Source organism: Rossellomorea oryzaecorticis, from assembly GCF_038405515.1.
Lineage (GTDB): Bacteria > Bacillota > Bacilli > Bacillales > Bacillaceae_B > Rossellomorea > Rossellomorea oryzaecorticis_A.
This window is the reverse complement of the sequence record NZ_JBBYAF010000057.1, coordinates 1-20,810: the sequence shown is the minus strand read 5'-3', so window position 1 is coordinate 20,810 and position 20,810 is coordinate 1. Positions and strand designations below refer to the sequence as shown.

The following is a 20,810-nucleotide window of genomic DNA, read 5'->3' as shown; positions in this document are numbered from 1 at the left end:
TTATGACCTCGAGGGGCTAGCCGCCAGAGCTGGACAAGTCTCACCTGTCTCGCTTTTCCCGCAGGAGTCTTCGTCTTGCACTCCAATCAACAGCTAGAACCAGTAAAAATAACAATAAGCTTTTAAATAGAACAGCTAAAGAAGCACAAATACAACAAAGGGGACTGACAGCTGGTGGTTGTTGTCAGTCCCGTATTGTATCTTCTTTATTTATTATAGTACATCTAATGGATTGATAAGAGATCCATTCTTATATACTTCGATGTGTAAGTGAACGCCGGTGGATTGTCCGGTTGTTCCCATGATTCCGATTTTTTCCCCTCTGCCAACCGTCTGACCGGCTGATACGGAAATCGAATCCAAGTGTGCGTAAATGGTTTTGTAGCCATTTTGGTGATCGATTACAACCTTGTTTCCGTAACCGCCATCGTCCCAGCCTGCAGATACGACAACCCCGTTGTCAACGGATTTAATCGTTTTGTCATCTGGACGGGCAATATCGATCCCTTTATGCGTTTTCCCCCAGCGAGGTCCCTGCTTGGAAGAAATGTATCCGCCATTTGTCGGCCATGCAAATTTTCCTGAGCCGCGTGAAGGTGTTTCTTTTGTCCCTTTAAGAACGATATATTTCACAGGTTCTTTCAAATCTTTTTCTTCTTTGATATTTTTCTCGGTTTGAGATCCGTTTACTTCTGTTGATGTGAAGGTAACTGATTTCTCACCGTCTTTTCCTTCTTGCTTCACTTTCGTATCGCCTTTATTCATCGTGGAATCTTTAATCACTTGTTTATCATGAGCGATTTTTTCGATTTTATTTACTTCTTTTTTAACCACCGTATGAACAAATGGCTTACTTACAGTCACATTCAGTTCTGAACCGATTTTCAAAGCACCCTTCTCATCCAGTTCAGGATTTAATTTTAAAAGCTCAGCAGTTGTCAATTTATGCTTCTCAGCGATTGAACCAATAACATCGCCTTCTTCTACTTTATACTTCTTCTCTTCAAGACTTCCTTTAAGAAGAAGATCGACAGCCTCGTCTGAAGTAAGAATTTCTTTCGGAGCTACAGAAGCTTTCTCCGCTTCTACATTTTCTTTAAAAGAAACTTCCAATAAACGTGTTTCATTTTCCTTTAAAGCGGGTAGGGAAGAAGTAGAGTCCTTTTTACGTGCTTCTAATTCTTTTAATTCGTCTTCAGAGACGTATTTTAATTTGATCTTTTTCAAAGCTTCATCAGCCGCTTTTTTATCTTTTACATAAGCAACCGGCTTATCATCGACAACCAAAGCGAAGGCATTCGCTTCGACAGCCATCGACTTAGTGATATTATTCAATACTTCCTGGTTATTTGTTTTTGCAGTAAAAACATTCTCAGGTATGTATGTGATGTCATTATTCCATGTCACTTGATAATCTTTATACTCTTCTTGAGCATCCTCAAGTTTATCTTCAAGGATGTTCTTAACATTATCCTGATTCGTAACAGCCCCTACATAATGACTGTTTATATAAACATGATAGATGGTCTGCAGTTCTTTATCTGATGAATCATCCGCTGAAACAGATGAAAATGTAAGTGTTGAAAGTGCAAGTGTCGTGACCGCAACCTTCTTCATGAATTGAGAAGTGCGGCTCTTATATTCTTCTAAATTTGGTAATAAGCGTTCTCCAAACTTCATTATCTTGCCCCCTGTAAACTAAAAAGCAAAAATCACTGTGTTGGTCGTTCATTATGCCTAATTTTAGTAGATATTCTTGTAAATTTGTACTTTACCAATTTACCATAATTCGACTAAATACGGGGAAAAGTATCAAGATTGTAATGAAACTGTATAATTAATCGAATATTCAATGAGTCATAATGATGATTTTTACACGCAAACCCTTAATATATCTAGGGAGAAGGACACAGAGGAGAAAAATTCTTATCGAAGAAAAAAGTGGGATTTTGTTGTTTTATTATTACATACATGTTACAAACGCATAATAAAAAAGTACTACGAGAGTCAAAGTCATCGCAGTACTTTTTGTAAGATGGCTCAGGACGGAATCGAACCGCCGACACATGGATTTTCAGTCCATTGCTCTACCAACTGAGCTACTGAGCCGTATTAAATTATTCGTTCCTAATCTGAGAATCCGATTGTCCATCGTCCAGCTCTCAGGAGGAATATTCAAGTTGCTGCTCGAGCTGTACGCTGATGATTACTCGGGTGAAGGTTATTCACCGTGCTCTACCAACTGAGCTACTGAGCTTATATATGTAATTTCTACATAGAATCAAGATCATCCGAAACGAGTCAGGAGACTCCGAGGTGAATGGTGATTCATTATATAAAAATAAAATGGCGGTCCGGACGGGACTCGAACCCGCGACCTCCTGCGTGACAGGCAGGCATTCTAACCAACTGAACTACCGGACCAAAGTTTTTTGCTTTAGCAAAATAACTGTCATTAACTTGCGCCATCAAAATAGCTATCATTTAATTAAATTCAGCGAAATAATTGCGCTCGTTTACCTTAGCAAATTAACAAACTACCAAACTATCATTCTAATAAAAGAAGATATGACCCATACGGGATTCGAACCCGTGTTACCGCCGTGAAAGGGCGGTGTCTTAACCGCTTGACCAATGGGCCATGCATGATGATAGATCTTTTGCTTCCGCAAAAATCTTTGGTGAGCCATGAAGGACTCGAACCTTCGACCCTCTGATTAAAAGTCAGATGCTCTACCAACTGAGCTAATGGCTCACAATATATATCAACACGAAAGTTTCGCGACGTCTTTCGTGACAACGAAATTAATATTATCACGTATGTGGGGAGGGGGCAATAGTTTTTTGTAGAATTTTGTTGAAAATTATTTTCTGGGGAATAAAAGAAACTTTTAAGCGTAATAAGCCATCAATTCTTTATGAACTGATGGCTTTGTTATGATCATTTCGTGAGAGTGTATACCCTTCCCTTTTTCTCACCTTCCATAGAAGAAGAAACTGACTTGAGAATTCGGGTTGCCAGTGATGAACAGTTAATTTGTAAAAATTCTTTTAGTTGGTTACTGGTTATCAATTCCCCAAAGAGTAATTGATAGTCTTTTAAGGCTGCTAAATGGGCATCTTTAGATTTAATAGTGCAATGGCTGCAATACCAGTAACCATGAATTCTCTGGAGGGGAATATGCTTGCAAACTTCACAAAATACTCCCTTTACTATATCGCCTCTGGAGAGCTGATACTGTTCTATTATTGAATTATCTAAAGGCGTATCTAACTTCATGACTATTCGGATGATCCTTTTAATATCTTTTTGAGTCAGTATATCCGTTTTCTGATGCTCTTGAAGATCTTGAAGATCTGAAATTTTTGAAGACAGGGTGTGATTTTTAATTACTATATTTTTTGTGAATTTATCATTTGATTTAATGACGGTTTGAGGATTACTGAATACAACGAAGCCTTGCATGGGGAGCTGCGGAAGATTATTGCGTTTCAGCCATGTGTTCAGTTGGCTTTTTTGCCGCTGCAGTTGAGTGGTTGGATCTGGATAAGCCTTTTCCTGGCCATTTTTTATTTGTATAATTTGATTAAAATCCTTATCAAATTCAATAATTCCGGCCAAATTTTTTATTTCTAAAATACAGAATAGTCTTTTCGTTAAAATAAGAGCATCCAATTGAAAAAAATGTTCACCATCAAATAATCGAATATCATGAAAAATGTAGTATTCTTCGTCTGGGAGAAAACTCAGATAGTATTCAATTGATTTTTCACCTTTGAATCCTGCAAGATACCTTGCTAAATCGTCCTTGATAAATGAATGTTTGATGTGATGGGGAAGAATTCTGGAGGAAAGTGCTTGTAACTTTAGGATAAGAGGGGGTGTTTGTTTTGATTTTACGATCATTTCATCACTCCAATCTAGTTTTGTTTAGTAGTTATTCAATATGGAAAGCGGAAAATCCTTCTTTTGACAGGAATTAGGTTTGGTATGGGGGGTATTACGGGTTCCGGAATTATTTTATTATCATAAACAGCCAACATATTATCAAAAATCTAGATAAATTATCAAAAACGACACTTTTATTATCAAAAATAGAAATATATTATCAAAACCTAAAAATTTGTCGTTTTAATACCTATTCCCTTATCTATCGTCACCAAAAAGTTCCCAATCAAAAAACCACAGCCCAGCCCCCAAAACCCCGGAGCCAAGCTGCAGCCTCTATCCACATACAAACACCCTAATAAGTCAAACTAGCCGCCACAATCAGCCCAACCACGATCGATACGGAAAATAAGCTGAACCCGATCGCAACGTTGCCTTCTTCTACTTTCTTCGCGAGATTCGTCTTAGGAGTCAGTACGTATTCGATGATCCAGTACGCGATGACCTGGGTGGCGATACCGATCAATCCCCATACGAAGGCATCGAATAGATTAACGCTGTTCGCCCAGACAGTGTAGATGACGATTGCGAGCCCGATTGCTTTGCCCCACAGCTTCAACGCGACGGCCACATTGCCTTCGCGGATGAGTGTGGCTTCTGAAAATTTAGTGGTAAAGGCGAATACGATGACACCGAGGATCATGAGTCCCAATCCGGTGCCTACATGTGCAAGAAAACTGATAAGTGCTTCACTTGTAATGATTTGCATTGATTTCTCTCCTTTTAATCTTCCCCGAAACCGATCGGAAGGAAGTATGATTCGTTATCGGTAATGGCATTGCCGGCACGATAACCGACAGCACCTGCCAAACCGTTTATGACGAAACTGCCGGCCATCAGGCTTGCCTGCACAACACCTTCATCTGTACGGATGCCATACCGAGGCAGTTCAATATACTTCTGATAAACAGGCAATGATTCTTTATATGTCTCTTTCCGGTCCTGCAGTACAACCTTACCTGAGGCTTCAATGATTTTAACCGTATCCCCCTCGCGTCCGAAAGCGGGTTTTTGCACGTAGGTCACGCCGCTTTCCTCAAACGCATCCGGATCCAAGTAGGTCGGTAAGAAAAACGAAGAAATCCATTCATGCTCTTCTTCCGTATAAAACTCGCTACCCGACTCATGAAGCCCCCATATCAAGGCCTGCACCCCTTTTGACTGCATCAAAAAAGCAGAAGGCGGGTTCAACACAGCGAGCTTCCGATCCAGCACAAGCTTAATCAAATCCAGTCCCACTTTATCACCTGTTTCAGGATCGACGTCATCCACCAGATGCTCTACCGGATAAGTCGGACGGTACAATACATCGATCCGCTCCCCTGAAGGAGTATAAACACCCGCTTCCCGGCCGCTCCTGATCTGCAATTGATCCAAACTGACAAATTCAGAAGGAACATCTGCCAATGACTGGAGGTACCGCGTCGTCAAATAATCCTCTTCATGATCACTGTGCGATGAAAAAACGATCTTCGGTGAGCCGTCCCGCTCCAATGTCTGCCAAGAAGCAAGCAGTGCACGCCGGACCTCAAGGCCGAGCTGCTCTTCAAGACCCGCATTTGGATCGTCACAAGAATAGTAATCACACACTTTCCCATTCACATGAAAGAGCTCCTTAATAAATGTAGGCGTATCGCTATTGAACTCCAGTAATTTCACTTGACCATCGTCCAGAACAACAAAATCGAACCTCCCGACGATACATTCCTGTGGAATCGATTTGAATCGTATGTAGGAAAGAGATTCCTCAGGAAACCCTAACTCCAGCAGCGATTCGTCACTGAGCTCACGGAGAAGATCAACCGTTTTCCGGTACACTTTATAGACTTTTTGGGACGCATCACGAATCGCATCCACCGCATCAGGCGATTCTTTTTTCACATCCAAAAGAGCATATTCCATTCCGAAGAGGTCGTGCCAGAAATCTGATATCCCCTCATAAAAGCCGATTCTCTGTTCACGATGGAAAGTATCCATATTACCCTCCGAATCCTCCTTTAGATCCGCTCCCTATGCCTGATTTATAGGACTTCGAATAGGATTTGTAGCCTGAATAATTTCGCAGGCTGGATTTATTTTTAAACATCCTGCCGGCAAACCAGAAATATCCGAAGTGGGAGGACCGGCTGTCGTCGCAGTAGTAAGTGCCGCTTTCTTCGTCCCAGTCCCAGTCATCGCAGTCGGTGTCCGTAGGTTCCGGCGGGAGATCCTGATTTCCGCAGCCCGTGACGGAAATGGCCATGACGGACGCGACGACTCCTGCCATCATTTTTTTCGTTTTGTTCATTGTGCTTCCTCCTCCAGCATTTCGCCTGTTGCTTTGACATATAAGATATAAACGGATCGATCCTCATCAATTTCCGCAGAGTCCCGTTCATACTCTGCCTGATCAATATAGATATATACAGATCCGATGACACTTAGTATATCAAGATGATCTTCATATGTTTCCTGTTTTACTATCGGGTGATTCTTCCTCGGATTCAGTTCACGGATTTCAAGCTTCAATCCTTGCGGCGGAAACAACGGGTCCGTGACAGGCTCTTCTTCAAATATTTCTACATAAATTAGAAAGAGATTCCCTTCCTTAGCAGAGGAAAGCTGTCTGTAGGTGACGCCTCCTTTTACAAAAAACTCGCATTCTCTACGGGCAAGGATCTGCTCAAGTTCAATATCCGTATAATGAAAAATCGGTTCGAACCCATTCATGCCTTTAAGCAGGCGGTATTCCAATAGGGGTCTGGTCATTCTTACTCTCCTCCCTGAGCGGTGTTTTGTCTTTTCATACATAATCAGCGGATTACATTTATTCCTTTGCTCTACGAACGAACACTCTTATGTATACGATTCATAAAAGGAATGGTTTCATTTCCAGCTCGGTTATTGGTATTATTATACTATGATTTTTATATAAGGAGCGGTTGTATGGCCATTTTTATGAGACTTTGGAAACAAGTATCCAAAATGGATTTCGGGTTTATCTTATTGTTATCCACTTTCATTATATTATTGGGTACGTTCGGCATTTATTTTTTAGAACCAGATGGATTTCCATCATTGTTTGATGGTTTCTGGTGGACGATGACCACGTTGACGACGGTCGGATATGGAGATTATTATCCCGTCACAGTTGGCGGACGCCTGCTTGGGATCTTCCTCTTTATTTTCGGGATCGGCATCATCGGGGTGCTGATCAGTAAAACGGTGGATGCGATCACCACTTTTCAAAAATACAAGCGAGAAGGGAAGCTTGAATCTACTATGGAAAATCATTATATCTATATAAACTGGTCGAAAAAGACAGAAAAAGCAATCTCTGAAGTGCTGGCTCATTCACCCAAGGCGGAAATCGTCTTGATCGATACACTAAGCGAGTCACCGATTGATCATGATCAGGTTCATTTCATCCAGGGTGACCCTTCGGATGAAGAAATCTTATTGCGCGGGAACATTCTTGAAGCAAGAAGAGTGGCTATTTTCTCTGATGCACGGATAGAGGACCCCTCTCTCATAGACGGAAAGACATTGCTGATCGCCTCAGCAGTCGAGGGATTATCCAAAGAAAATGATAAGGAAATTCACACGATCGTCGAGGTCTCCGAGGATCGTCACATCCCTAAATTCAAACATATTGCGGTCGATGACTTCATTCTTTCTAATGATTCTGTCTCGTTCTTGATGGCAAAAGCAACGATTCATCCTGGAACCACGAATCTGTTCAGACAGCTTCTCAGTAAGAGATACGGGAATAATATTCATCTCCTGAAGCCGAAAACGGAGTGGAAAACGATCAAACAGGCTTCTGAAGAGCTGCTTCAATCAGGGGCCGTGCTGCTGGCAGTCAACGACAACATGGATTTCACCGATGCAATGAACCGTGAATTACACCAGGCGGACACCCTTTACGTCGTCTGTCATGACCGTGTCTATGACCAACTGACGACCACAATCACATAATAGGAAAAGAAGCTGATCCATTTATTTCAGATCAGCTTCTTTTTTATGATATTATCGTGGGCTCCAAACACTGCGAACCACATTCGTTTGAGAACGGTCAGGTCCAACAGAGAAGATGGAAAGCGGGATACCTGTCAATTGAGATACGCGCTCCAGATAATGGCGTGCATTTTCAGGAAGTTCAGACAGCGTCTTGCATCCTGTGATGTCTTCCGTCCAGCCTGGAAGCTCTTCGTATACCGGCTCGCATTCAGCCAGGATGTTAAGGTTTGCCGGGAACTCTTCCATGATTTCGCCTTTGTATTTGTATGCTACACAAATTTTCAACTTTTCGATGCCTGTCAATACGTCGATCGAGTTAAGGGAAAGGTCCGTAAGTCCGCTGACACGGCGTGCATGGCGTACGACTACGCTGTCGAACCAGCCGACACGGCGCGCGCGTCCAGTGGTCGTACCGTATTCACGGCCGACTTCACGGATTTGATCCCCGATTTCGTTGTTCAGTTCAGTTGGGAAAGGTCCGTCCCCTACACGAGTCGTATATGCTTTTGATACACCAACCACGTGATTGATTTTCGTAGGTCCGACACCGGAGCCGATCGTCACTCCTCCCGCTACCGGGTTCGAGGATGTAACGAATGGGTATGTACCCTGGTCGATATCAAGCATGACCCCTTGGGCCCCTTCAAATAGGACACGGCGTCCGTTGTCGATGGCATCGTTCAATACGACAGATGTATCGACTACGTATTTCTTGATTTGCTGGCCGTATTCATAGTACTCATCAAGGATGTCTTCGATCTTGAAGCCTTCCGTTTCATAGAAGCGCTCAAGCAGGCGGTTCTTCTCTTCAAGGTTGCGTGCAAGCTTTTCTTCGAACGATGAACGGTCCAGAAGGTCGGCGATACGGATTCCGATACGTGCCGCTTTATCCATGTACGCAGGACCGATCCCTTTTTTCGTCGTACCGATCTTGTTTGCACCTTTACGCTCTTCTTCTACTTCATCGAGCTTCAAGTGATAAGGCAGGATGACGTGTGCACGGTTGCTGATTCGCAAGTTCTCAGTCGTGACGTCACGGTCATGTAAGTATTTAAGTTCTTTTACCAATGCTTTCGGATCGACAACCATTCCGTTACCGATGACCGAGATTTTTTCATTATAAAAAATACCAGAAGGAATTAAATGTAATTTATACGTTTCACCATCGAATTTGATTGTGTGACCCGCGTTATTTCCACCTTGATAACGTGCGATTACTTCTGCGTGTTCAGAAAGGAAGTCAGTGATCTTTCCTTTTCCTTCGTCTCCCCATTGCGTACCTACTACTACTACTGAAGACATATATAGCACCTCCGACAGGAATTAGCATTCCCTCTTTTTTCAAACAAACTCATTTTATCAACCGCAGAGCGGAAAGTCAATCAAAACACGAACAATATTATATGTATTTATATTTATGTTCGTAAAAATAACCTCACTTTACCCCGCTAAAGGCCCGTCCCTCGGCGCTTTAACGTATCAGAGAGCCTGACTGTTAAAAAAATAATAGCCGTAATTTTTTATTTTTGATATGTTTAAATATGTAATTTGAAATTTTCATACAATTGTATACAGAGGTGAGTGTCATGATTAAACGTTTCTTCAGTTATTACCGTCCTCATAAGCGGCTGTTTTACATAGATTTTGCCTGTGCTGTGCTTGTCGGGCTGCTGGAGCTTGGGTTTCCGCTTGCGGTTTCCTGGTTCATCGATACACTGCTGCCTAATGGAAATTGGAGCACGATCCTGGCGGTGAGTGCGGGGCTGCTCGCTCTGTATCTGCTGAGTTCGGGCATGCAGTTCGTCGTGAACTACTGGGGACATAAGCTCGGCATCAATATCGAGACCGATATGAGGCGGGAGTTGTTTCATCACGTGCAGAGGCAGTCCTTCCGTTTCTTTGATAACACGAAGACCGGTCATATCATGAGCCGGGTGACGAATGACCTGATGGATATCGGGGAGCTTGCCCACCACGGACCGGAGGATTTATTCATTGCCGTCATGACGTTCATCGGGGCGTTCTGGATCATGCTGACGATCAATGTGAAGCTCGCCCTTGTCGCCATCATCGTCGTGCCGTTCCTTATCTGGCTGATTTCCTATTCGAATATCAAGATGAACAAGGCCTGGACAAAGATGTACGGCAATATCGCCGACGTGAACAGCCGGGTGGAGGACAGTGTTTCCGGATCGCGCGTCGTTCAGTCTTTTACGAATGAACAATACGAGATGGACCGCTTCAATGAAAACAACCAGTTCTTCCGGAAGTCGAAACTAAAAGCATACAATGTCATGAGTGTGAACTTGTCGGGCATTTATATCACGACACGCCTGATGACACTGATCATCCTCGTGTACGGGGCATGGCTGAGTTTCTCGGGTGCCCTTTCCTACGGGGAGTTGGTCGCTTTCATCCTTTATATCAATGTGCTGTTCAAACCGATTGATAAGATCTCTGCCCTGCTGGAACTCTATCCGAAAGGGATGGCCGGCTTTAAACGATTCACGGAACTGATGGACATAGAACCGGATATCGAAAACCGTCCGGATGCCATCGAGGTATCGACGTTGAGAGGGAATATCGAGTTCAACGGTGTACAATTCGGATACGAGCCACACCGGCCGATCCTGAACGATCTTTCTTTTAAAATTGAACCAGGTCAGACCGTCGCCTTCGTCGGCCCCTCAGGTGCGGGTAAAACGACGATCTGCTCGTTGATTCCTCGGTTCTATGATATCGAGTCAGGCTCGATCACCATCGACGGCATCGACATCAGGGATATGACGAAAGAGTCACTTCGTTCCCAGATTGGGATCGTGCAGCAGGATGTTTTCCTATTCACCGGGACGCTTAGAGAAAATATCGCCTATGGAAAACTGGATGCGACCCAGGAAGAGATCGAGGAAGCATCGAGGCGTGCTCACCTGACCGATCTGATCGCTTCACTATCTGACGGATATGATACGCAGATCGGGGAGCGCGGCCTGAAATTATCCGGAGGTCAGAAGCAGCGGTTGTCCATTGCGAGGATGTTCTTAAAGAACCCTCAGATCCTCATACTCGACGAAGCCACTTCCGCCCTCGATACGGAGACGGAAGCGATCATCCAGGATGCTCTGAACGAACTTGCGAAAGACCGCACCACACTGGTCATTGCGCATAGACTCGCAACCATCCGGAAAGCTGACCGCATCCTCGTCGTAACCGAGAACGGGATTGCAGAGGACGGGACGCATGAAGAGCTATTGTCGATCGAAGACGGGATCTTCACGAAACTCCATGCTCATCAGCATGCGACGATTTTATAGATAAGTTTGCTGGAATCCAGGTGCGGATTGAGACTGTACCTGGATTTTTGTGTTACGCGGACGGGTGAAAAGGGGTTTTGATAATATATTTTGATTTTTGATAATATAATGCTCGTTTTGATAATATATTTTGATTTTTGATAATAAAGTGGCTGATTTTGATAATATACTAACTAAAATACCCCCATCCCCTTACAAAAAGGAAAGGTTACAGCCATGGAAACCGGCGACTTGTACGATTTTGCATCCTGAACCTTTTAATTACCCAAAAGATTTTTTCAAAAAAAGCATTTTACAAGCAAAAAAACCAAGCATGAACCACATGCTTGGTTTTTTCATCTACATCTATCAATCCGGAGGCTGATCTAAGCCCCCGGCGGAACCCCGGAATCATCGAACCGCCGCTCCAGATTAACGAATTTATTATATTCCTTCACGAACGCGAGCGATACATTCCCTACAGGACCGTTACGCTGCTTGGCTATGATGATTTCAATGATGTTTTTATTTTCGGCATCATGATCATAGTAATCTTCACGATAAAGGAAGGCGACGATATCGGCATCCTGCTCGATACTCCCCGATTCACGGATATCGGACATCATCGGACGCTTGTCCTGACGCTGCTCGACTCCACGGGAAAGCTGTGATAGGGCGATGACAGGGACCTCAAGTTCACGGGCAAGTCCTTTCAATGAACGGGAGATTTCAGAAACCTCCTGCTGGCGATTTTCGCCTCCGCGGCCATTCCCCTGGATCAATTGAAGGTAATCGATGAGGATCATGCCGAGTCCGTGTTCCTGTGCCAGACGGCGGCATTTCGAACGGATCTCCCCGACTTTGATTCCTGGTGTATCATCAATGTAAATCCCGGCATTGGAGAGGCTTCCCATTGCCATCGTGAGCTTTCTCCAGTCTTCATCCGTCAATTCGCCGGTACGGAGGTTTTGTGCGTTGATGTTTCCTTCTGCACAAAGCATACGCATGACAAGCTGCTCAGCACCCATCTCCAGACTGAAGATCGCGACATTTTCCTTCGCTTTGACCGCTACGTTTTGGGCGATGTTCAGGGCGAAGGCGGTTTTACCCATCGATGGACGGGCTCCGACGATGATCAAATCATTTCGCTGGAATCCTGCTGTCATATGGTCCAAATCGGCGAATCCAGTTGAAATCCCAGTGACGTCACCCTTACGATTCGTAAGCGTCTCGATATTATCATACGTCCGAACGAGAACGTCCTTGATATTGTGGAACGCACCGGCATTTTTTCGCTGAGCGACTTCCATGATGCTTTTTTCCGCTTCGCCGAGGAGTGCATCCACCTCGTCTTCACGGGCATAGCCGTCGGACGCAATGTCCGTAGCCGTACGGATCAGCCTTCTTAATAAAGACTTCTCTTCTACGATTTTGGCGTAGTACTCGATATTGGCCGCAGTCGGGACAGACCCCGCGAGTTCACTTAAATAAGCGACACCGCCGACATCCTCGAGCTCCTTGGCAGCAGCCAGTTCTTCTGTCACCGTGATGAGGTCCACCGCTTTTCCGGCGTCGCCCAGTTTCAGCATGACGTTGAATATTTTCTGATGAGAGTGACGATAGAAATCTTCTGGTATCAATCCTTCAGAAGCCATCGTCAGCGCACTTGGTTCTAAGAAAATAGCCCCAAGCACGGCTTGTTCCGCCTCGATATTCTGAGGGGGGATCCGCTCTTGTAACATCTCATTCATCTATTTATTACCTCCATTTCGGAAAACAGTTGGAAGACATACTCTATTATTAAATCAATCACGAATTTCCCTGCTAAGAAAAGCGCAAGCGCCTTGTTTAGCCCCGACAAGCGTTGGAGGAGCGACCGGTGAAGTCGTTCTTTGACTTCATTGGGTGGTCCGAAACGTCTCGAGGGGCTAGGCGCTGGAGCTGGACAACTTGAAAAAATGTGATCGGGAAAGAATCCAGATCACATTTTTATCAACCTATATTCATTTTATCATGTTTTTCGGCAAATGAAGTTACCAAATTTCGTATATTGCGAGAAATTATTCTTCCGTTACGTTTACTTTTAATGTAGCCGTTACGTCTGTATGCAGCTTCACAGGTACATTTGTAAAGCCTAAAGAACGGATTGCGTCGTTCATTTCGATTTTTCGCTTGTCCACTTTGATCTTGTGTTCTTTCTTTAACTCATCTGCGATTTGCTTGCTTGTAATGGAACCGAATAGACGTCCGCCTTCACCGGATTTCGCTTTCATTTCCACAGTCAGCTCTTCCAGTGTGGCTTGTAATTTCTTTGCTTCTTCAAGCTCTTCCTGTGCCAGCTGCTTTTCTTTTTTCTTCTGACCTTCAAGCTGGCCGATATTGGCGTTTGTCGCTTCTACAGCCAGACCTTTTTTAAGTAAAAAGTTATGTGCGTAACCGTCCGCAACATTTTTCACTTCGCCTTTTTTACCTTTGCCTTTAACATCTTTTAAGAAAATTACCTTCATGTCTCTTTTCTCCCTTCGAAATAATCATTCAGTGCTTCTTTTAACTGTTGTTCCGCTTCCCCAACAGAAATATCTTTTATTTGAGTGGCAGCATTCGTCAGATGTCCGCCGCCCATTAAGCTTTCCATGATGATTTGGACGTTCACATCACCCAATGAACGGGCACTGATCCCGATGGTGTCGGGTTCCCTTTTTGAAATGACAAAGGAAGCGACGACCTCATCCATCGTCAAGAGTGTGTCTGCCGCCTGCGCGATCAGTACGGAGTCATAGATGACATCCTCATCCGCTTTCGCAATCGCCACGCCTTTTTGATAAAATTCGACCGATTCAATAAGACGGGCGCGTTTGATATAGGTCTCTACATTTTCTTTAAGGAACTTCTGTACGAGGACCGTATCTGCCCCCTGCGCTCTTAAATAGGAGGCAGCATCAAATGTTCTCGAACCGGTGCGAAGCGTAAAGCTCTTCGTGTCGACGATGATGCCGGCAAGAAGGGAAGTGGCTTCAAGCATGGAGATCTTTTCATGCTTAGGCTGATATTCCAAGAGTTCTGTCACAAGTTCTGCAGTCGATGAAGCATATGGCTCCATATAGACAAGCAGCGGATTCTTGATGAAGTCTTCCCCCCGTCTGTGATGATCGATGACGACGACTTTATCGATTTTATTCAATAGCTTTTCTTCGATGACAAGGGACGGCTTATGGGTATCCACGACCACAAGCAGTGTATCTTCCGTTGCCATTTCCAATGCTTCTTCCGGTGTGATGAAGCGGGAATAAAGATCCGAATTGTGCTTAATCTCTTTCATCAAACGTTTGACACCATTGTCTATTTCATTGAAGTTCAACACTACATAGCCTTCACGCTGGTTCATCTGGGCGACCTTCCGGATACCGATCGCCGCTCCGATCGCATCCATGTCAGGATGCCTGTGCCCCATGATGATGACTTTGTCGCTTTCGATCATCGTTTCCCGGAGCGCATGTGATATGACGCGCGCACGTACCCGGGTCCGTTTTTCCATCGGATTCGTTTTTCCGCCGTAGAATTTTACTTTTCCATTCGTCTGCTTGATGGCGACCTGATCACCGCCGCGGCCAAGAGCTAGATCCAGGCTTGACTGGGCAAGCGTCCCAAGTTCAGGAAGGGATGAAACACCCGTCCCGACGCCTATGCTCAAGGTAAGGGGGACGTTTTGTTTCGATGTCGTTTCGCGGACATCATCCAGTATTCCAAATTTTTCTTTTTCCAGAACCTGAAGGATCTTTTCATTGATGACCGCAACAAAACGTTCAGAAGAAACCCTCTTTAAGAAGGCGCCGTACTCTTTTGCCCACTTATTCAGGATGGAGGTCACCAGACTGTTCAGACTGCTGCGTGTCTGGTCATCCATTCCCTGCGTCAATTCATCATAGTTATCAAGGAAGATGATCGCAATATTCGTCCGTTCTTCATGAAATTGCTTCTCGATCTCCTTCTGTTCAGTCACATCAAAAAAGTACAGAAGCTTTTCTTTCAACTTCAATATGACATGGTACTTTCTTTCATTAAGCGTAATGATTTCTGAGTCTGCTTCCTGCTTGATCAGCGGGACAATATTTTCTGCCACGTCATAGAGCGATCTCCCCACGACGGTATCCTCATTGAAGCAGGACGCAAGGAAAGGGTTTGTCCATTCTATGTAGTACTCATCATTAATGAGCATGATTCCGATCGGCATTTCCATCAATGCCTCTTCCCCGACACGCTTTACCCGGTAGGATAAGGTGGAGATATACTCTTCTGTTTCTTCATGAGATCTTTTCTCGAAATAAAAGGCGAGAAAAAACGCGCTTCCAAAGACAATCAACCCGATTAACGAAATAATCCATTTGTAAAAAGCGACTGATACTAACAAGAGAGCTGTTAATATAGCTAGACCGTACAAAGGGTACCGGATCATTCGCTTATTAAAATAAGATGGCATGATTTCAGCTCCTGGAACTTAAATTATATTATCTATGACTTACGTTGTAGGCGTTGTCTAAGATTAAATCCTAAGTCAATTATACCTAAAATTCTCACGAGATAAAGGAGGGGAATCGAAATGATTGTAATTAATACCAAAATGCCCTTCGACCACCCCTTTAAATGGCCCAGAAAATAAAGGAATGACAAGCCTTGAACAGCCATTAACGTCTGCAGGACATAAAGCACATTCATAACCGCCGTATACAAATAGGTCCCCTGCTCGGGTTGTGCAATCATCAAAACAACTAAAACAATCAGGTAGTACCACAAAATGCTTTTAGGAAGCATCCATTCCCTGAACGGTTTGAAAACAGGAACATCGATGCCTAATCTTTTTAAGACCGGGAAGTTTACCCAGATGAAAAGCAGGGCGAAGATGGCGGACATTCCAAGGAAAAATGCCGGCATCAGCGTCTGGATCAATTGGATGGAACTGTTAAGACTCTCGATGAATCTTTGGTCGGGTTCCTGTCCCACCTGCTCGAGCAATGAATAATATGTAGTTTTAGATTCTTTCAAACTGTCTTCCACGATATTAATATTGAAAAAAGCGATTGATAAAACAAAACCTATGACGATATTTATCAATAAAATGAAAGTGGATGACATGAATATTCTTAGTTTATCCCATTTATTCCTGATTCCCCAGCCCATCACGATAGCCAATGATCCAAATGCCAGACCAAGCGGCAGTGCAATAGGCCCGCCAACTAAAAAGCTGAGCAGCATTGCTCCAAGGAGGACATACAGGGAATTCCCGAACGAATGGCTTGCACTGAAAAAAATCAGCGGCAACGGCAAAATGAAAAATGCCAGCGTTCCGAGGAAAGGAACGTACAGCACCATAAGTAATAAAACAGTGAAGATGGCGAGCATTAACGCCCCTTGCGTAATAACACGAGTATTTTTCAACAGCTAACTCTCCCAACATTGATTTCAGGCGAAACAACTATAACAGAATAATCATATCAATTTTTACGATGAATTTCATCTTAACGGCTCGTTCATTTTCAACAGAGATCGTAAAAAAGATGCCCCTGCACGCCATCCTTCTATGTCCTTAGTATATACTCCCTTTACACAAGAGTATTCGTTACGGGTTCACAGAAGGATGATGCAGATGGCATCTTCCTGGATTGATTATTTAATTTTAAACCGCTGAATCGAATCCTGAAGTTCCTGACTCAGGTCCGTGAGAACTTCTGCTGCTTCCGTGACGGAGTGAATCGCCCTTAATTGTTCGTCGGAAGAAGCATTCATTTCTTCACATGAAGCGGCTGTTTGTTCAGCTGTTGCCGCCATCAATTGAATGACGTTGACCACTTCATCTTTATCAAGATTGATTTGGCCCACTTGTTTATACATTTGTTCTATTTCATTCTGCATCGTCTTCATCAGAGCAGACGTTTGATTGAATACATCGTTAGTCTTTTGGATGACCCCGTATTGAACTACAAAGGTTTCTTTTGTCTTAGCCATTTCATCAACAGCCTGATTCGATCCTAGCTGGATTTCGTTTATCGTGCTCTTCACTTGCTCTGTAGCCTGTACGGACTGATCGGCAAGTTTCCTGACTTCGTCCGCTACGACGGCGAACCCTTTTCCGTGCTCGCCTGCTCTTGCCGCTTCAATGCTTGCATTCAGCGCAAGGAGATTGGTTTGAGATGAAATATCCGTGATGGTCTCCATGACAGACTCGATCGTTTTCACTTTGGACTCAAGGCTCATGATCACCTTTTCCATTGAAGAGATATACTCGTTGGAAGAGTGATAGGCATTAACCAGCTCCTTCACTTGATGCAGTCCGGTCTGATTCATCTCATCTGCTTCTCCTGCCATTTCAGCCATTGCTTTCGAGTTGTCATATACTTCATTGATCCGGGTCCCGAGCATTTCGGACTTTTGTTGAGCACTTTCCGAATCGGCTGCTGACTGAGAGGCCCCATGTGCAATTTCATTGACCACCGTCGCCATTTCCTCGCTTGAAGCATTTGTTTCTTCTGACACTGCACTTAAGTTTTCAGCGGATTGACGCACGTTCCCCACAGAATCTTGGACGACCCTGATCGTCTCTCTCATGCTGGCGATCATCTTGTTTAGATCAGTGGCAAGCAGCCCCGTTTCATCCTTCGACTTTATCGTTGACTGAATGGAAAGGTCTCCGGTTGCCACCTCAGTTACCGTCTTTTGAAGCTCTTTGATCGGCTTGGTCATCTTATCGGAAACGAACACAACCATCACAAGCATGACAACAAGCGTCACCATGCCCGTCAGGATCAGCAGCTGTTCAATTTCCTTTGATGATTTCAAGAGGGCATCCATCTCATATGCAGATCCGACTTTCCAATTCGTCTTCGGAACCGTATTATACACGAGTACCTTCTTCTCACCGTCTAACTCATAGTGAATGGTGCCCTGCTTTTCCCCGGATTCCAGCATTTGTTTGATGAAGGATTGATCGGTCATATTCTCTCCCCGTTTAGTCGGGTGCACAATCGCGGTCCCATCCAATCCAAATAGGAACGGATAGCCTTCATACCCGAGCTCCATATCCGATACTCGGTCCGTTAATTTTGTCAGATTTACATCGACTCCGACAACCCCAATGATCTTATTGTCAGAAACGACCGCTTTGGAAGCTGTAATGATATACTCTTCCGTCGCTGTATCGATATATGGCTCGCTCCACACAACACCTGCTTTCGCTTTCACCGCTTCTTTATACCATTCACGGCTTGTCGGGTCAAAATCAGCAGGCAATTCAACAGCAGGTACAATTTTAAGCTGTTTATCCGGAGACGCGATATAAATCGACGTTGCCTCCTGATATAAGCCGAGATAATTATTAAAATCAGATTGAATATCCGCATACAACTCCGTATCCTGGGCTGCATCTGTATCAGGATCAAGCTGGGCTTTGGAATAGTTCTTCAATACATTGGAAACAGAATATTGGTTCAGGCTTTTCTCATACTGTTCAAGAAAAAGCTGCACGGAACTATTAAGTTCCTTCACGACTCCCTTTGTCTGACCGATCACCTGGTCCTCGGTCTTCACCCTTGTCTGCCAGCTCGTAATGGCAATGATTGCGATTAGAGAAGCTACAAATAATACGGAGAAAACCACGATCAGCTTTGCTCTTATGGATGATAGCTTAAGAGACTTTTTATTATCATTGTTTTTTTGACTTTTCTTTTTTTGTTTCTCTTTTTTCACTTCTTTTCCCCCTTGTGCCTTGGACGACTAAAACCTATTCTCCACTAATTTATCGACACGTTTCGTCAGAATTTAATAGGATTGGGGGATTTCGGTCGTTTTAACATAAATGGAAGATTAGGATGAAGGGTGGAAAGTCATTTTGATAATAATATTGGATTTTTGATAATATATAAGGCGTCATTGATAATATATCTTCATTTTTGATAATAAAATGGCTGTTTTGATAATATATCTTTTTTAAGACCATGAAGGGATAATTTTTTTCATAATAAACAGGAATTGATGATTCCCAAAAGATTTATTGCCCGTTTAGGGGGTGAAAAAGGCAAACAAACGTGGAAAAATGACAGTTATACATAAAAAAACAGCAGAGACAAAGTCCCTGCTGTTTTTACCGTTCAGTTATTCACCAGTAACGTATGGAAGTAATGCCATAGTACGAGCGCGCTTGATCGCACGAGTCAACTTACGTTGGTACTTAGCGTTTGTTCCAGTTACACGACGTGGAAGAATTTTTCCACGCTCAGATACGAATTTCTTAAGAAGATCAACATCTTTGAAATCGATATGTGTAATTCCGTTTGCTGTGAAGTAGCATACCTTACGGCGTCTACGTCCACCTCTACGTCCTCCTGCCATTTGTTTCGCCTCCTATCTTGTTTAAATTCGTTATCGTTCGTTTAGAATGGCAGATCATCATCAGAAATGTCGATCGGCTGACCGTCATTTGCAAATGGATCTTCATCTACACGTGTATAGTTGTTGTTATTATTGTTGTTGCGCTGTTGATTCTGATTCTGACTATAAGGATTTCCTTGGTCACGCTGACCTCCACCCGAATAGCCCGGACTTCCTCCACGATCACCTTGATTCGCACTGCGCGGTTCCAAGAACTGAACGCTTTCCGCTACGACTTCCGTCATGAACACGCGGCGTCCATCCTGTCCTTCGAAATTACGCGTTTGAATACGACCGTCAACGCCAGCTAAGCTGCCTTTTTTAAGAAAGTTTGCTACATTCTCTGCAGGGCGACGCCATACAACGCAGTTAATAAAATCTGCTTCCCGTTCTCCTGATTGATTCGTAAAGCTGCGATTCACAGCAAGAGTAAACGAGGCAACAGCCACTCCATTTGGAGTATATTTTAATTCAGGGTCTTTGGTTAAACGCCCTACTAATACAACTCGGTTCATCATCAGAATCAACCCCTTCCTTCTAGTGTTCTGTTTCACGTGAAACAGGTATAGAAGTGTATCTTAAAACGTTCGGATTATTCTTCTTCTTTAACAACGATATGACGGATAATGTCGTCACTGATCTTAGCTAAACGATCGAACTCGTTTACAGCTTCAGTGTTAGCGTTCATCTTCACTAGTTGGTAGAAACCATCACGGAAATCGTTGATTTCATACGCTAAACGACGTTTACCCCAATCTTTTGACTCGATGATTTCCGCACCGTTAGTTGTTAGAACGTTATCGAAACGCTCAACTACTGATTTCTTTGACTCATCGTCAATGTTTGGGCGGACAATGTACATAACTTCGTACTTTCTCATCTGAATGTCACCTCCTCGTGGACTATGCGGTCCTTTCGTTTTGAAAGGACAAGGAGCAATGCGTTCATTACTCACGAAATAGAATTATATCACAGCTTTTCTACTATTGCAATATATCGTAGGATATCTGATAGATTTTATTAAAATGGCATCTTAAAAACCGCTGTTGATTTCCGTGGAAGACTTCGCTTTCCGCGGGTGACCCGTGAGCCTCCTCGGCTTCGCCTGCGGGGTCTCACATTGGCCACTTCTCCCGCAGGAGTCTTCGTCTTCC

The 20,810-nt window shown here is 43.8% G+C and carries 17 protein-coding genes and 4 tRNA genes; 2 read left to right on the top strand and 19 right to left on the bottom strand.

Going from position 1 to position 20,810, the window contains the following annotated elements; genetic code table 11:
* Positions 1-213 precede the first annotated feature (213 nt).
* From AAEO50_RS19665 to AAEO50_RS19620, 10 genes are all read right to left on the bottom strand, one after another.
* Positions 214-1,680 carry a M23 family metallopeptidase gene (locus AAEO50_RS19665; protein ID WP_341986056.1) on the bottom strand — a complete coding sequence of 489 codons (1,467 nt, stop codon included), beginning with the start codon at positions 1,678-1,680 and terminating at the stop codon, positions 214-216.
* 356 nt (positions 1,681-2,036) lie between these two features.
* Positions 2,037-2,109 (bottom strand) — tRNA-Phe (locus AAEO50_RS19660).
* Between the two features lie 238 nt (positions 2,110-2,347).
* Positions 2,348-2,424, bottom strand: a tRNA-Asp gene (locus AAEO50_RS19655).
* 145 nt (positions 2,425-2,569) lie between these two features.
* Positions 2,570-2,641: transfer RNA gene (locus AAEO50_RS19650), tRNA-Glu, on the bottom strand.
* Positions 2,642-2,679: 38 nt separating this feature from the next.
* A tRNA-Lys gene (locus AAEO50_RS19645) sits at positions 2,680-2,755 on the bottom strand.
* A 186-nt stretch (positions 2,756-2,941) separates the two neighbouring features.
* On the bottom strand, positions 2,942-3,907 hold the full coding sequence (locus AAEO50_RS19640) for a nuclease-related domain-containing protein (RefSeq protein ID WP_341986055.1): 966 nt from the start codon (positions 3,905-3,907) through the stop codon (positions 2,942-2,944).
* Positions 3,908-4,244: 337 nt separating this feature from the next.
* Positions 4,245-4,658, bottom strand: coding sequence for a DUF350 domain-containing protein (locus AAEO50_RS19635; protein WP_341986054.1), 414 nt, complete (start codon positions 4,656-4,658; stop codon positions 4,245-4,247).
* A gap of 14 nt (positions 4,659-4,672) precedes the next feature.
* Complete coding sequence (locus AAEO50_RS19630) at positions 4,673-5,926, bottom strand: glutathionylspermidine synthase family protein (RefSeq protein ID WP_341986053.1); 1,254 nt, start codon at positions 5,924-5,926, stop codon at positions 4,673-4,675.
* Between the two features lies 1 nt (position 5,927).
* On the bottom strand, positions 5,928-6,236 hold the full coding sequence (locus AAEO50_RS19625) for a hypothetical protein (protein WP_341986052.1): 309 nt from the start codon (positions 6,234-6,236) through the stop codon (positions 5,928-5,930).
* Complete coding sequence (locus AAEO50_RS19620) at positions 6,233-6,697, bottom strand: hypothetical protein (protein WP_341986051.1); 465 nt, start codon at positions 6,695-6,697, stop codon at positions 6,233-6,235. Before AAEO50_RS19620 ends, AAEO50_RS19625 begins: the two co-directional genes overlap by 4 nt.
* A 111-nt stretch (positions 6,698-6,808) precedes the next feature.
* Between AAEO50_RS19620 and AAEO50_RS19615 the strand changes: the two genes are divergently transcribed.
* A complete protein-coding gene (locus AAEO50_RS19615; RefSeq protein ID WP_341986050.1) occupies positions 6,809-7,906 on the top strand; it encodes a potassium channel protein in 1,098 nt (365 codons plus the stop codon).
* A gap of 51 nt (positions 7,907-7,957) precedes the next feature.
* On the opposite strand, the gene AAEO50_RS19610 is transcribed toward AAEO50_RS19615, so the two are convergent.
* A complete protein-coding gene (locus tag AAEO50_RS19610; protein WP_341986049.1) occupies positions 7,958-9,250 on the bottom strand; it encodes an adenylosuccinate synthase in 1,293 nt (430 codons plus the stop codon).
* Between the two features lie 284 nt (positions 9,251-9,534).
* On the opposite strand from AAEO50_RS19610, the gene AAEO50_RS19605 reads away from it, so the two are divergent.
* Entirely contained in the window at positions 9,535-11,259 is a 1,725-nt protein-coding gene (locus tag AAEO50_RS19605) for an ABC transporter ATP-binding protein (protein ID WP_341986048.1), read from the top strand.
* Positions 11,260-11,624: 365 nt separating this feature from the next.
* Here the strand turns inward: AAEO50_RS19605 and dnaB are convergent, their stop codons facing one another.
* From dnaB to rpsF, 8 genes are all read right to left on the bottom strand, one after another.
* Positions 11,625-12,989: a replicative DNA helicase gene (gene dnaB, locus AAEO50_RS19600; protein WP_341986047.1), complete on the bottom strand. Its 1,365-nt coding sequence runs from the start codon at positions 12,987-12,989 to the stop codon at positions 11,625-11,627.
* A 309-nt stretch (positions 12,990-13,298) separates the two neighbouring features.
* Positions 13,299-13,745 (bottom strand): 50S ribosomal protein L9, encoded by a 447-nt coding sequence (rplI, locus tag AAEO50_RS19595; protein WP_341986046.1) that lies wholly within the window; start codon positions 13,743-13,745, stop codon positions 13,299-13,301.
* Positions 13,742-15,715, bottom strand: coding sequence for a DHH family phosphoesterase (locus AAEO50_RS19590; protein WP_341986045.1), 1,974 nt, complete (start codon positions 15,713-15,715; stop codon positions 13,742-13,744). Before AAEO50_RS19590 ends, rplI begins: the two co-directional genes overlap by 4 nt.
* A 32-nt stretch (positions 15,716-15,747) precedes the next feature.
* The gene (locus AAEO50_RS19585; RefSeq protein ID WP_341986044.1) at positions 15,748-16,671 is read right to left on the bottom strand and encodes a YybS family protein; all 924 of its coding nucleotides are present in this window, start codon (positions 16,669-16,671) and stop codon (positions 15,748-15,750) included.
* Positions 16,672-16,899: 228 nt separating this feature from the next.
* Positions 16,900-18,975: a methyl-accepting chemotaxis protein gene (locus AAEO50_RS19580; RefSeq protein WP_341986043.1), complete on the bottom strand. Its 2,076-nt coding sequence runs from the start codon at positions 18,973-18,975 to the stop codon at positions 16,900-16,902.
* 405 nt (positions 18,976-19,380) lie between these two features.
* Positions 19,381-19,617: a 30S ribosomal protein S18 gene (gene rpsR / locus AAEO50_RS19575; RefSeq protein WP_034764780.1), complete on the bottom strand. Its 237-nt coding sequence runs from the start codon at positions 19,615-19,617 to the stop codon at positions 19,381-19,383.
* Between the two features lie 41 nt (positions 19,618-19,658).
* The gene (gene ssb, locus AAEO50_RS19570; protein ID WP_172252027.1) at positions 19,659-20,174 is read right to left on the bottom strand and encodes a single-stranded DNA-binding protein; all 516 of its coding nucleotides are present in this window, start codon (positions 20,172-20,174) and stop codon (positions 19,659-19,661) included.
* Between the two features lie 74 nt (positions 20,175-20,248).
* On the bottom strand, positions 20,249-20,536 hold the full coding sequence (gene rpsF / locus AAEO50_RS19565; protein ID WP_341986041.1) for a 30S ribosomal protein S6: 288 nt from the start codon (positions 20,534-20,536) through the stop codon (positions 20,249-20,251).
* Positions 20,537-20,810 lie beyond the last annotated feature (274 nt).